Genomic DNA, 14,022 nt, shown 5'->3' with positions numbered 1-14,022 from the left:
AGTCGTGCCCATGAAAAGCACTTTCGTGACTTCATAGACTGCTCGTCGCGAGGCGGAACGTTAAGACCAGCATTGGATTTGCTCTAAATTACTCTTTCTTCTCGAATTCTGCATCGATCACATCGTCATCTGCAGCAGCCGCTTCGGCTGTTCCATCAGCGGCAGCACCATCAGCCTCAGCTCCACCTCCGGCGGCGTTTGCAGCTTCATAGATATGCTTGGTCAAGGCTTGAGATGCCTGTTCGAGGTTTTCAATTGCAGACTTGATCGCTGCAGGATCTTCCCCTTTCTCGGCTTCTTTCACCTTCTCGATTGCTGCATTCACAGCAGTCTTGGAATCGTCGTCCAGTTTGTCTTCGTGTTCCTTGAGAGTCTTCTCAGTCTGGTACACAAAGTTGGATGCCTGGTTGCGGACTTCGGCAAGTTCCTTGCGTTTCTTGTCTTCGTCAGCATGCGATTCCGCATCCTTCCGCATTTTCTCGATCTCGTCCTCCGACAGACCACTCGATTGCTGGATGGTAACCTTATGCTCTTTCCCGGTCCCCTTGTCTTTCGCAAAGACGTTGAGGATTCCGTTAACATCGATGTCGAACGTTACTTCAATTTGTGGCGTTCCACGAGGAGCCGCAGGGATCCCTTCGAGGTTGAACTGGTCCAGCAAACGGTTGTCGCGTGCCATTGGGCGTTCACCCTGAAAGACGCTGACTGTCACTGCCGATTGATTGTCCGCCGCAGTCGAAAAGACTTCCGATTTTGTCACGGGAATCGTGGTGTTCCGTTCGACGAGAGCCGTCATAACGCCCCCCTCGGTTTCAATTCCAAGTGACAGTGGCGTCACATCGAGGAGCACAACGTCTTTCACGTCCCCGGCGATGATTCCGCCTTGGATCGCTGCTCCGATTGAAACAACTTCATCAGGGTTCACACCTTTGTGAGGTTCTTTCCCGCCGAAGACTTTCTTGACCAGCTCGATAACGAGCGGAACGCGTGTTGATCCACCAACAAGGACAATTTCGTCGATGTCGCCCGGAGAGAGCTTCGCATCTTTGAGTGCTTGCTCGACGGGCTTGCGGCATCGTTCGACAAGAGGATCGATGAGGCGTTCGAATTGCGAACGACCGATTGTCATTTGCAAGTGGTTCGCTTCATGAATAAACGGAAGGTTGATCTCGGTGCTTTGTAGAGTCGAAAGTTCCTTTTTCGCTTTTTCGCAGGCTTCGCGCAACCGCTGAAGCGACATCGGATGCTCACGAAGATCGAGCCCACCCTCTTTTTTGAACTCATCCGCGACAAAATTAATCAGCTCTTCGTCGAAGTCGTCACCACCCAGGTGGGTATCCCCATTTGTGGCGAGCACTTCAACAGACCCTTCTTCAACTTCCAGGATCGAAACGTCGAACGTTCCCCCACCCAGGTCGAAGACGGCGATTTTCTCGTCCTGCTTCTTTTCGAGCCCATACGCCAACGCAGCCGCTGTCGGCTCGTTAATGATACGAGCGACTTCCAGGCCAGCTATTTGTCCGGCATCTTTCGTGGCTTGTCGTTGAGCATCGTTAAAGTACGCCGGGACAGTAATGACAGCTTTGTTGACGCGGTGACCGAGATAACTCTCCGCTGCGTCTTTGAGCTTCATCAACACCTTCGCCGAAATTTCAGGTGGAGTTTGCTCTTTCCCGTTGACTTCGATTTTCACGTAGTCGCTGGCACCGCCAACAATTTTGTAAGGGACGATTTTCTCTTCGGACTGCACTTCGCTGTGCCGTCGCCCCATAAATCGTTTTGCAGAGTAAATTGTGTTTTCAGGATTGGTCACTGCCTGACGCTTGGCCGGGTCACCAACGAGAACTTCTCCTTTATTATTGAAGGCGACAACACTGGGAGTTGTCCGAGCCCCTTCCTGATTGGCGATCACTTTCGCTTCGCCTCCATCCATAACGGAGACAACCGAATTCGTTGTCCCCAAATCGATTCCAATGACTTTTTCTGACACGGCCATGTGATTCTCTCCAAAACTGTGGTTTCGTTGATTTGTGTGATGTTTGACTGAGTGTGTGGCTGGAGGCTTAGGGTCTTGATATGCCCCCCAAATTCTCTCATGTGGCGAGCAGGTTTGATTCCAGCAACCTTCTTGGCTTACCCAATTTGCGGTTTACCCAAAGAGTGTATTCACACTGTACTCAGAGAGCTTGATACAAACGTCCGATTGACGACTGGTATCAGGAATAGGCAAACAGCGCGCCAAGAATTTGAAGTCCCCAATTTTTGACGTAACTCATATTACCAAAAGCACTTGCAAAGCATGCGACGTAAACTGGCACTGCCAGTTTGGCACAGGGGCGTCACCGCCAGTTTGACAAAATGGCTGTCAGAATTGCAGTTCAGAATCGATGCTGTGCTTCAAAACAGCTCATTATTGCAGTTTTGATGAAACATGCTGCAGATTGCAGCGATCAAATCCTGAACAAAAAACGACCATTCTGGAGGCTCAGCAACCAAGTTGGTTCAATCGACGAGACATCTTAAAATCCTCAGCCTGACAAAAAAATTATCATTCATGATAAAACGGCATGAAAAACCATCTCATGTCGAAACTTGAGTGGATTTCTGGTGTTTGTATTCTTTATAAAAATTTGCCTTCGGCCCATGTTTTGCTAAAGTCTCTATAGATTGCGAGAACAACTTGTTGAGCAAAAATCTGTCGGCGGAGTCGGCACTCAACAGTTATTAACCAAAAGGTGAAAACCTTTGGAGCCTGTTCGGAAACAAACTGTCAGGAAGAATTTGCTCAAAGCCTGAGAAATCATCCTCAAGTATTCGGATTAGCTCCTACCTATTCTAAGGAGAGAAGTTGTGTTAGTTCTAACTAGAAAGCCTGGAGAAGCAATCCACATCGGAGACGACATCTTCATTAAAGTCTCTGAGATTTCTGGAAACCGAGTCAAACTTTGCATCGACGCTCCCAAAATCATGCGAATACTCCGAGCCGAGGTCGCTGAACAAATCGAACAGCAGCAGACAAACGGTGCTCCAGTTCGGGATGAAAAATTTCGACGTCGTTCGCAAACCGATTCACATTCCAACATGAGTGCACTTGCGTAACGACAACATTTCTCGAAGTGGTATTCACGTTCTGCTTGGGGGTCACCGTAGAGCAAACCACCTTGAGTGCCTGCACTTATTCGGGAACAACATGACTCTTCATCAATGTTGCGCCCGAAACTCGTTATGCTTCGAGGATGACCGATTCGATCACTTTCGCTTCGGGCGATAAACATGTGTTGCTTGAGCAAAGCTGGCCTCAGCCGACTCCATTATGGTTTCGGAGAGAGTCGGGTGAGCATGGATACTTTCTGCGAGATCCCTGGCAACAGCTGCCGTTTCGACAGCGAGCACTCCCTCAGCGATAAGTTCCCCTGCTCCGGGACCGACAATTCCGACGCCTAAGATGCGTTCGGTTTCCGGATCGACAAGCATTTTCGTCAATCCTTCAGTTCGACCAATGGTTTGAGCCCGTCCAGAGGCTGCCCATGGGAAGCGAACAACATTCACTTTTTGCCCACGTTCTTTCGCCTCCGTTTCGGTCAGGCCACACCAGGCAACTTCCGGGTCTGTAAAGACAACAGCCGGAATGGCGATGTTGTCGAACATGGCCGGTTCACCCCGTAACGTTTCGACAGCGACCTTGGCTTCCCGAGTCGCTTTATGTGCAAGCATCGGTTCGCCAGCAACGTCACCAACTGCCAGAATTTTCGGGTCGGCGGTCCGCATGTTTCGGTCGACTTCGATAAAGCCCCGTTCTGTGACTTTGGCTTTTGTGTTTTCGATGCCGACTCCATGACCATTCGGCAAGCGACCGACGGAAACCAACACGCGATCAAACGTCTGCGGAGAGTCAACACCCTCCCCTTCCAGTTCGGCAACAATCCCGTCACTGGTTGCTTGAATTGAGTTCAGCTTTGTGTTCGTGTAAATCGCTTCGAATTGACTATCGAGTCGTTTCCGCAATGGTCGAACGAGATCACGATCAGCCCCCATGAGAATGTCGGGCATCATCTCGACGACTGAGACTTTCGACCCCAAAGCTGAGTAAACAGACCCCATCTCCAATCCGATGTAACCTCCACCGATCACCAAAAGTCGCTCTGGAATGTCCGGGAGGTTCAGTGCTTCCGTCGATGTCATTACCCGGTCATCGCCGATATCCAAAAACTTTGGAAGCGTCGGCCGCGATCCAACCGCGACGATGCAGTGCTCAAAAGTCATCGTGCTGCTGGAACCATCTTCCTTAGTGAGCTTCACGGTCGAGGAATCCACGAGTTCGCCACGGGCTTGAACCAATGTCACTCCTCGAGCGTCGCAGAGCTGTTTGATTCCGCCGGTCAATTTTCCCACAACGGAATCTTTGAATTCTCTGACCTTATCCAGATCGATAACCGGTTCGCAAAATGTGATTCCCCAATCTTTCGACTCTTCTGCTTCATGGATCAGTTTAGCGAGATGCAGCAATGCCTTCGAAGGAATACACCCACGATTCAAGCAGACTCCCCCCAACCTCGGGTCCTGGTCAATGAGTACAACATCCATTCCCTGATCGGCTGCTTCAAAAGCTGCCGGATATCCTCCGGGACCACCACCGATGACGACCAGTTCCGCATGAGTCGGTTCGTTTGCCATTTTTTTGTTCCTGCAAAACTTTCTTTCGAAGACGATTATTTCGATGATCGCTCGAGACGCCTTCTTTGGTTTATTGCGCACAAGCCAAACGTAGACGATTCTGCGTGAGGCTCTGTTTTCAAAATCTAAGTTTGTCTCGCCACGATAAAGAATTGTCCCTGTTCGGGGAAGGACTCCAAGCATGTCGATCGGCCTTGCATTGGAATTCCATCGGAAAATTGATCAGTGCCGTTTGATGTCAACCACTGAATCACCTCTTTATTGCCTTCGCCCCCCAACAGATCAACATTCGATGTTGCATCCCTCTCTTTTCACCGCGGAATCCTCTTCCGTGCTTTGCTGCCCCTCCCTTCGCTGGCATTGCGAAGTTGGCCCGCGCTCCTCAAGATTCAAAAGTGAATACTCTCCGATCTCGCCCAACTTAGAGCAGCTTGCTCAACCGTGCCTCCATGCAAGCGAGTTTCACGAGTGAAATTGCTGTTTACGACGAGTCACTTCCCGAACGCCAAATCGGGAAGTGGACAGCCGCAGTTCAATTGAAGAAACCAGTTGCTACAGAAACAGTTTCCCGGGAATCCGAGCGAGCATTTTGTCGTCAAGAGCATTGAATCCTGACATTCGAATTCTCAACTGCCCCCGAGCCGTAAAATGTTTTATTGAGCGCCGCTGAATTAATGCTGCTGCGAGCCTGCCCAAAGCGTGGCGACCAACAGACTCTCCGATCACAGCTAACCTCGAAAATCACCGGAAAGACAGGCATTATCGGCGTTTCCGAGCCTGCTTCTCGCCCTCCCGACCAACTCTTCAAATGCGAACATTTGACGCTCCCTCTCAAACTCTCTATTTTGCGTCGCACGGAGAGGTGACAGAGTGGCCGATTGTGCTGGTTTCGAAAACCAGTGTGGGGAAACTCACCGGGGGTTCGAATCCCCCTCTCTCCGCTCTACAACATGCCTGCATGCCATAAGTGATTGGTATGCAGGCATTTGCTTTTTTCCGGGCTGGTCAATTCTCGACGTTTGTGGCGGAATTTGTGGCGTTTTGTGGCAGAAATGTTCTCCGCTCCGTCCTTTGGTGACCGTTCACGTTGCGTTTTCCTGAAGGTGTTACGAGGCTCTGGCGACGTCAGACTCGCCTCTCTCTTCGACAGCTTGTGATCGCTATTGCAACGATTTCCTGAGCCTCCGCTCCCCCCCTTCTGATGCGGTCGCTTCGTTGAATTTTTACGGGCTTTTTTGGCGATCTGAGTCAGGACGATTCAAGATTGAAACCAGCATTTTTGAGAGGGTTTTCTGTCGGGGCTGGACTGCAGCATGCACAGATTGCGGCTGACAATGCGAACGCCGCATTGATAAAGCGACTTTGCGAGGCCTCCTTTGCGGAAAGGTTTGTCATGCGAAGCGCATATCTTTCGAATGACCGGTCGGTAATTCCACGAGCAGGACAACCGTTTCACAAATCTCTGCGGGACAGGCGCGTTTAATGACGGCACACCAAGTCATTGCCGCTAGATCCAATATGTCCCCCAATTAAATCTCAAGAAAGGTACGCCTATGGTCAAGCAATCGAAATCATTCCGCGTCGGTCGTGTGCGTGGCGACCGGCGTGGAAAAGTCTGGTATCTCACGTACTACGATCAGGGGCAACGACACCGTCCGCGAATCGGTTCGGACCTCGACGAAGCTCGTCGCCACGCAGCTGAGATCAATTCACAACTCGAGAACGGTGCACCCGTCTCCTCTTCGTTTCAGTCAATCAAAATTGCGGAACTCCAGGAGCGGTGGCTAGACCACCATGAGACGGTGGCGAGATCATCTTTGAAAACCATCGCTCGTTACCGCAGTGCGACGAACCATCTAATTGCATTCGTGAATGGTTCCCGAGTGCCTGGTTCGACTGGTCAGTTTCGTGTGGAACATGCGGAGCAGTTCGTCAAGCATTTGAGGAGCATCAGCGTTTCACCAAATGGCCATCCAAATTCTGATAAGCGACCACTGCGAGATAAAGGGCTGCGATACATTCTTGAGGTCTGCCGCTCGATGTTTCATTTCGCAGCCCAGCGGCGTCATCTCCCTCCCTATGCGGACAATCCATTCAAGGCTTTGCAGCTCGATAAGATCCCGACAGAAGACTCAAAGCCCATCGAATTGTTCGATGCCGAGCAAGAGAGGCTGTTTCTGTTGGCAGCAGACGATTGGCAGTTTCCAATCTTTGTAACACTGATGCTGACCGGACTGCGGCCGGGAGAACTGTCCCACCTTCTCTGGCCCGATGACATCCACGAGGAACTGCGGGCAATCGTTATTCGCAACCGACCTCAGCTCGGTTGGCAGGTGAAGACTCGGCGGGAACGAATGATACCGCTCCATCCGGTGCTTTATCGAGTCATCGCGTCGAGTACACTCAATCGTCAATCGGGAACATTGTTTCAGAGACGACGTTTTACAATGTCACAACAGCCAGCCCTTGCAGGAAGTTCAATCGACGCATTGGAGAAAGTGCTCCAGTCACGTGTCAATCAGAGAGAGGCTCAATTGGAGAAGCAGCTTTCACGGGTTCAGCGGCAACAGGTGTGTCAGACCATCTGGCGCGATATCGGCTTGGTCAAATCGGATTATCTCCGTACCAGCTTCATTCAGATTTGTAACAAGGCTGATCTGAAGGGCTTCACCAGTCCGAAGATGCTCCGTCACATGTTCGCCACGACACTGCAAGAGCGACGGGTCGATCCGCTCATTCGCAATGAACTGATGGGACATTCAACGAATGCCACATCACGTTCGAATCCGCTCGGCATGACAGCGACGTACACGCACACACGACCTGCAACAATGCGCGAACAGTTGGAGCGAGCGTTGAAGGAGCTTCCCGCCATTGCGATTGCCGAAGAATGGCTGAAGAATCGAGGAGGCTAACGATTCTCGCCCAGATCAGAAACACGCTCTCGAAACGCTTGGTAGAGCGGAGCCAGCGTCGACTCGACAGCGCGTTGATGTTGCTCGCGCAATTGATTCAAGTGCGTGTACGTCGTGACCGGGGACGTACCAGGCGACTGCCCCATCAGATAGCGGCGGTAGAAGAGCGGGACTCCTGCATTCTCCAAGGACGTACTGAACAGATGCCGAAAGTCCTTGAGCGTCGCTTCTTTCGGCCAACTCAGCTGCGCTGCCACTGTTCTAAACTCTCGGTCAATGTGATCGTAGTCGAGACCACCCGCCTCTTGGACGAGCTGTCGTAAGAAGCGTGAGCGAACCTTCGCGGATGAAATTCGTTCGCTATCACACAGACTCTGGTAGCGCATCGCCAATTCGGCAGCCGACAATACTGGTTCCTTGATCTTGTATTGGCCCTCGAAGACCGATCGTCTTGTCAGCAGCAGACATGACTGTTCGATACGAAGAGCGGTCAACAGTTCATAAAGCTCCGGAGACATCGGCAATCGTTTGTCACGCAACCCTTTGGTGTCATACCCTAATTCTGGACGCCCGATGACACGGAGCCATTCGCCGTCAAGATCCTCTTGAAAGATCAGGCACGGTTCGCTGGCTCGCAAGCCAAATAAAATGATCGGTGCGAACAAGCGAAGTTGATAGTCATCACAATTTTGAAGGAACTTGCAAGCCATTTCGATAGTGACATCTGGATCACCAAAGAGATCTTTCGCTCGGCGGTCAGCTCGTGTGGTCATGTTTCCCTGAAACGGATTGCGGAACTCGATCGGCAGTAATGGTCCGCTCTGCTCGCTGATTCCCCAACTGAACATCCCTCGGACGACGCCTAAAACATATCCGACAGATTTCAAAGGTCGCGGTGTCGCATTGGGATGTCCGTTGGGGGGAACCTTCAGGTTGCTCAGAAACGCTTTGAAGGAGAGCACGAACGGCTGGTCGATACTTGCAGCGAATCGATACTGATGTTGAAATTCAACCTGGGAAACGAATTCCAGGAAGTGATTCAGCGCGGAGGAGTATCGGCTCAGTGTTTTGGGACTGATCTCGTCAGCATCGCTTCGGCCACGAAGCATCGCCACGTATCGCGTGTGCAAGTGTTGCAGCGTGAGTTTCGCGAGGCCCAATCCTGATGAGCGCGCATTGGTCAGGCGCTCTTCGATCTCACGGGCGCGCATGATGGCGGCTACCAGATCGCCATTCACGCGATCCGTCAGGTTTCGCTTTGCGGATGGTTCCCACCATTGCAGTCGGTAATAATCACTCTGACTGTAAATTCGAACCTTCTGGGGCGGATTGATCCCGACTGGAAAATTCTCAATACGCTCCCAGCGATGCTTGGGACGATAGATTTTCCAGGTGGAAGCTGATGATTGAAGCTGCGAGTCAGGTGACGAAGACTGTACAGAATCATGTTTCGGGCTTGACGCGGCCAGTTCTGGCATCGGAAGATTATGGGCATATTTCCAGCGATCTGCTGAGCCGAGACCATCCCGGCAGTGGAAACTAAAGCCTAAAACGTGCCAATCACGCTGCGATCACGCAGGTAAAATCATGGGCTATATGGTACATGCGATAATATGACAACAGTTAAAGAGGGCAGCTATGAAGCAACTTGATTTTGCGATTCGTCAGTATCAGGAAACGTCTCCCGATCGCTCAAGGTTCGACGACGATTCATTTAGTCGGCTGGCCGTCTGGTACGAAGAAGACGTTGCTCCCGTCTTGGATGAATATTCCCGCCGACCCCGATTCCGCCGCTATGCCAGTTGGCCGATCACAGAACTCCAAGCAGGTGCGAAAACGGAATTGCGTAGACTCATCGAGCAGGTGGACCGTTCGCTCGTTGACTGCGCCCAGGCAATTCTGGAAACCATCGAACTCGATGAAATTTTGACAGCTTTGCAAAATGAATTCCCCCCATTGGATCAAGTCACGTCGGGAACATTCTCAACTGACGGCACGTCTGACACAGCCACGGACGAGACGAGTTTATGGGATCCGATTGAGGATCACCTCAGGCAGTTAAAACGTTTTGCTTTGCGTCCATGGGATGACCTGGTCAACGTTCAAGACTATTTCGGAACACAACCAAAAGTGAGTTCTGTTGAAAACGGAATTGCGATTTGCTGGGCTGATGCAATTGTTTCCCTCAATCCGAGGTTGTTGCCAATCGGCAACTTCATCGTCCGCAGCATGTGGGAGCGAATTCGCCCGTCACGAAAGCTCTTTTCAGAATCTAAAGACTTCTTCCTGACGATTGGACACAAACTTGGCAAACCGCTCTGGGCAAAAGTGGAGGATGCCCATCGACAGTATGAAACAGATTACGACGCGATCCGGTACGCTCTCGAAAACTTCCAAAACAAACATCTCACGGACGCCTGTATCGCATTGACGCAACTCTACGTTGCAATGAATGGCAATGCAGATGTCGGTTGGTTGGGACTCGATTCACAAAATGTAGAACGGGGTGCTAGCGAAATCAATGCGAGAATGAGAAGCTTACGCGGTCCCGAGATCCATGACCGAATTGCAACCCACCTGACGAGTCTTCAAAACTTGTATGTGTTGGAGGGATCATCTGAAGCTGAGTTTGAGAGGCTGATTGCTTCGCGAAGTTTGGTGGTCAATTGCAACGAACGTCTTGTCTACTGGAAAGCAGATTCTATTACTGTTTCGAGAAAACAATTTGAATTCCTGCGTTTGGTTGCGGAGCGCGTGACAACAAAACGCACTGTGATCGGTAACGATCTGGATGCCGCCGAATCTACATCGGATTCAGCACTTGCCTCCATGGTGGACCGGCTTCGCAAACGGCTTCCTCAAGAGCTGGCCAGGACAATTAAACACAATGGTGAAGGATACTATCTTGATCTCCGCGATAATGATGTCGTTGTCTTGGCTTCCCAAAAGACCAGCACGGCACAAACGTAAGATTCTACAAAAAGTTCGCTCTGCGTGATCGGAGCGTGATCGATGCATTTTATTATTTGAGCCAGTGGAGACACCGGCTCTTTTTTATGAAAGGAGCCTCTGATTCCTGAACAATTTTATTTGAGTGACGACAGGTCTGAGCACGATGGTCAATCGACCAGTTCCGTCGATCTTCAGAAACTCTCGCAACTGATTGCAAATGGAGAACATCCATTCCCTACAGAGATCGATATCGAATCACAGACTCGGTTGGCCAACCTCGTCAGACAGCATCGCCGCAACAGCCTGTTGGATCTCTTCGCCAAGCAAATTGCGGTAGAAATTCATCGGCACAACAATCGTCTTGCGTGAGACAGGGAGGTTCACATGTTACGACCAACATTCAGTTTGACCAACGAGTATCGAGTTGTCATCTACGCACGGATGTCAGATGAAATGCAGAATCCGCGGTCGCCGGATCAACAGATTGAAGAAGTCAACAGGCTCATTAAAAAGCTCAACCTTCCCTGGAAGGTCGTCGCGACCTATCGTGACGATGGAATCTCGGGACGCTACAAGCGTAAAAGACCCGGCTACCAACGGATGATCCGTGATCTCAAATCTGGACGTGTCCAAGCGGAACTGATACTTGTCGACACGTTCGAACGCCTGACCCGAGCTGAGGATGCGGATGAGTTCCGACGTAAGCTGGAGAAGAACGGAATCCTCGTACTCACTGTCGATAGCGGCTTTGCTGATCCCACATCGCGGTCGGGACGTGCATTGTCCAAAATTGAATCGATTCGCGCGACAGAAGAAGGCTGGGCAAAAGCTCACAATGTGGTCCGAGGAAAGAAAGATTCGGTTCGCCTTGGCCATTGGCCAGGTGGTCCAGTTCCTTTCGGATACAAACTCGAAAGCGTCATGGTTCTTCGTAAAGGAGTCGAAGAAATTGACCATCGTCTTCTCGTTCCCAATTCAGAGCCTGCTCAGGTTGTTCGCAGGATCTTCGATCTTGCTAAAAAGCGTGGCTGGGCAGGTGTGCGAATTTTCAAAGAACTGAAGAAGTCGAAAGAATTTCCCGCTGAGCAGTTGCCTTCCAGCGCTGACGCTGTGACTTACATCCTCAAAAATGAAATCTATAAGGGAGAGTATGTTTGGGGCAGGAACTGCACGGGAGTGATCGACGACGTGCGCCTGCGGCAGGAGGTTCCTGAAGAGGACTGGGAACGGAACGCTGCATTCTGCGAGCCAATCGTTGACCCCGCAGACTGGGACTTCGTTGCTAGTCAACGGGCTAAAAGGGGTAGACCCAAGGATGACGGCAAGTCCACGAACCTTCCGTCCGCAGCCGGGATTACTCTGAAGTACCCACTCTCGGGTCTCGTCATCTGTCAGCATTGCGGACGGTCGATGAACGCTTCCTCGTGTCGACCATACATTACGAAAGCCGGAGAAGAAAGGCGGTACACCTCATACGTATGCACCGGCTACCTGAGCGGCGTCTGTGAGAACTCGTATCGGGTTCCGGAGGAGCAGTTGCGGAAAATTGTATTTGACATTCTGTTGTCTCAGCTCTTCATATGCAGAGATCAAGCAGCCTAAACGTTGCCCGTCTTATTGAACCATGTCGACCTGCTTATCTCTCGATCGTCCCTTCGCCAACTTGGAGCTGACATATGAACAAAAAAGATTTGCTCTCCAACCCTCACTTCACCCACTTCGTTGACCAAGTGCGTGACGAGTTGCAACAACTGCGACCGAGTGAGGTGGATGTCAAAGCGGATCTGGAAAGAGAGTATACAGAACTTGTAGCCCGGATTCGCGGCTGGAAGCAGTCCCTCGGCGATCCCAATCTCTCAGAAATCTTGCGACGGGAATTGCAAGCGGACTGGGAACGGGATCACGTCAGGATGGATGAGATTCAACAGAAACTCCATTCGTTGGCATCTCACACTCAGATTGTCGACGAACTTGTCAATCCAGAACTAGTCGCTGAACATGTCCTGCGTCTATCCGAAACACTCTCAGGAGAAAATGCCTCGGCAATGAACGTGCTTCTCGCCCAGCACATTGCGGGCATCTACTGCGATCAAGAAGGAAACATTCGGTTGCGCACCTCAAAGCTGGGGGCTTTTCCCGATGCTCTCGAATTTTTGCCTCTGCTGGAGATGTCTTCCGAATGTTCTATTCCCGACACTGAAGACTTGGAGGACTCAAAATGTCAAACGCTTCCACGCCGCAGAACCCGTCGGAATGTCTCTGATTCGTTCGAGGATGAGGATGTAGCGATGGCTCTCAATGACTTCGCAGTGGATACACGCCGTTTCCAAGGACTTGGTCCAGAATGGTTCTCGGTGACGGAGTTTCGAATCCCGGAGGAACCAACCTGGCGTGAAGCTCATGCTCAGCAAATCGCCGAGTGGCGAATCGATAACGCTGCCACGATGGAAGAAACCGCGAACCACTTCGGCAAAACTGTCCCAACGATCCGGGCGGCTCTGCGAGAAGCGAAGGAGAAGCACGGCATCAATGCGACGGGAAAGGAAATCAGCCTGTCAAACAGAAAGTCCTGGGCACGTGACCACGCAACCGAAGTGGCTAAATTTCTACAACAACCTGGAACCACAATTCGAGAAGCCGCCAGGCATTTCGGCAAGTCAGAGCCGACGATCTCAAAGGCCAGGAAACTTGCAACCACTTTGAAAACTCTCGAATAGTCCATACGTCAGCTTGCTTGCAGGTAACCTGCGATCCTGACACCAGTGTAAGAATTGACGCCCGACGAAAGAAATGCTTCAGCGCTCCAAGACATTGATCATCAAAGAATTATTCGTTCCGCACATGAAGAACGGATGGCATACCCACGAATAAAGGAAATACCATGCTCACATCAAAAGATGTGGCCCTCATCAGAGCCGCCTTACAATTTTGGCAAGATGAAATGAGTTCCGCCGGTGCAGCAGCCTTTCGAGGCTACCTCGACATCACTGAAAACATAGACGACCTGAACCAAATCGATATCTCTCGACTGTGCAGCAACTTGAAGAGAATGCAGATCAGGTACGGGCATTACGACATACAAACTGGCAGACTCTTGCAAACCGATCCTTACCGGAACTTCGAAGTCGCTGAACAGGAGATGCCTTACTTAAATGCCATCGTGGCGACGATTCTGATTTGCCCCGCTTCTTTGTGATTGGACAGCTCAAACCCCGTCCATCAATTCTGCCAACGTGATCCCCAGCGTATTGGCAATCACCTCAATGTTTCTTAGGGCGACGTTTCTTTCGCCCCTCTCGATCCCCCCCATGTAGGTGCGATCGAGCCCGCAAGCATAGGCAAAGTTCTCCTGCGAGTACCCCTGCTCCTTGCGGAGTTCCCGCACCCGTTTCCCAAATCGCTCCAGAATGTCTGCTCGTTTTCCCATCCCAACATTGGACAGTTGACGCCGACGATTGCACCACGGATTATGAGTATCATT

Annotated in this window: 11 protein-coding genes and 1 tRNA gene; 8 read left to right on the top strand and 4 right to left on the bottom strand. The window is 51.0% G+C overall.

What is annotated here, in order from left to right; all coding sequences use genetic code 11:
* Nucleotides 1-88 precede the first annotated feature (88 nt).
* Entirely contained in the window at nt 89-1,996 is a 1,908-nt protein-coding gene (gene dnaK / locus Mal48_RS05805) for a molecular chaperone DnaK (protein WP_145197011.1), read from the bottom strand.
* An 854-nt stretch (nt 1,997-2,850) separates the two neighbouring features.
* On the opposite strand from dnaK, the gene Mal48_RS05800 reads away from it, so the two are divergent.
* Nucleotides 2,851-3,099 (top strand): carbon storage regulator, encoded by a 249-nt coding sequence (locus Mal48_RS05800; protein ID WP_145197009.1) that lies wholly within the window; start codon nt 2,851-2,853, stop codon nt 3,097-3,099.
* 150 nt (nt 3,100-3,249) lie between these two features.
* Here the strand turns inward: Mal48_RS05800 and lpdA are convergent, their stop codons facing one another.
* Nucleotides 3,250-4,674 (bottom strand): dihydrolipoyl dehydrogenase, encoded by a 1,425-nt coding sequence (lpdA, locus tag Mal48_RS05795; RefSeq protein ID WP_145197007.1) that lies wholly within the window; start codon nt 4,672-4,674, stop codon nt 3,250-3,252.
* 856 nt (nt 4,675-5,530) lie between these two features.
* On the opposite strand from lpdA, the gene Mal48_RS05790 reads away from it, so the two are divergent.
* Nucleotides 5,531-5,615: transfer RNA gene (locus Mal48_RS05790), tRNA-Ser, on the top strand.
* 612 nt (nt 5,616-6,227) lie between these two features.
* Nucleotides 6,228-7,589: a tyrosine-type recombinase/integrase gene (locus Mal48_RS05785; protein WP_145197005.1), complete on the top strand. Its 1,362-nt coding sequence runs from the start codon at nt 6,228-6,230 to the stop codon at nt 7,587-7,589.
* On the opposite strand, the gene Mal48_RS05780 is transcribed toward Mal48_RS05785, so the two are convergent.
* Nucleotides 7,586-9,067 carry a tyrosine-type recombinase/integrase gene (locus tag Mal48_RS05780; RefSeq protein ID WP_145197003.1) on the bottom strand — a complete coding sequence of 494 codons (1,482 nt, stop codon included), beginning with the start codon at nt 9,065-9,067 and terminating at the stop codon, nt 7,586-7,588. The two genes, Mal48_RS05785 and Mal48_RS05780, sit on opposite strands and share 4 nt — an antisense overlap.
* Before the next feature lie 160 nt (nt 9,068-9,227).
* Between Mal48_RS05780 and Mal48_RS05775 the strand changes: the two genes are divergently transcribed.
* The 5 genes from Mal48_RS05775 to Mal48_RS05755 all read left to right on the top strand — a co-directional run bounded on the left by Mal48_RS05775 (nt 9,228) and on the right by Mal48_RS05755 (nt 13,737).
* Entirely contained in the window at nt 9,228-10,559 is a 1,332-nt protein-coding gene (locus Mal48_RS05775; protein ID WP_145197001.1) for a hypothetical protein, read from the top strand.
* A 120-nt stretch (nt 10,560-10,679) separates the two neighbouring features.
* A complete protein-coding gene (locus Mal48_RS05770; RefSeq protein WP_145196999.1) occupies nt 10,680-10,910 on the top strand; it encodes a hypothetical protein in 231 nt (76 codons plus the stop codon).
* A gap of 15 nt (nt 10,911-10,925) precedes the next feature.
* Nucleotides 10,926-12,143, top strand: coding sequence for a recombinase family protein (locus Mal48_RS05765; RefSeq protein WP_145196997.1), 1,218 nt, complete (start codon nt 10,926-10,928; stop codon nt 12,141-12,143).
* Between the two features lie 74 nt (nt 12,144-12,217).
* A complete protein-coding gene (locus Mal48_RS05760) occupies nt 12,218-13,258 on the top strand; it encodes a hypothetical protein (RefSeq protein WP_145196995.1) in 1,041 nt (346 codons plus the stop codon).
* A gap of 164 nt (nt 13,259-13,422) precedes the next feature.
* Nucleotides 13,423-13,737, top strand: coding sequence for a hypothetical protein (locus tag Mal48_RS05755; protein WP_145196993.1), 315 nt, complete (start codon nt 13,423-13,425; stop codon nt 13,735-13,737).
* A gap of 9 nt (nt 13,738-13,746) precedes the next feature.
* Here Mal48_RS05755 and Mal48_RS05750 read toward each other — a convergent pair whose 3' ends face one another.
* Entirely contained in the window at nt 13,747-13,968 is a 222-nt protein-coding gene (locus Mal48_RS05750) for a helix-turn-helix domain-containing protein (protein ID WP_145205791.1), read from the bottom strand.
* Between the last annotated feature and the right edge of the window lie 54 nt (nt 13,969-14,022).

The sequence above is a fragment of the Thalassoglobus polymorphus genome (assembly GCF_007744255.1).
GTDB lineage: Bacteria > Planctomycetota > Planctomycetia > Planctomycetales > Planctomycetaceae > Thalassoglobus > Thalassoglobus polymorphus.
This window is presented reverse-complemented; position numbering and strand designations above follow the sequence as displayed.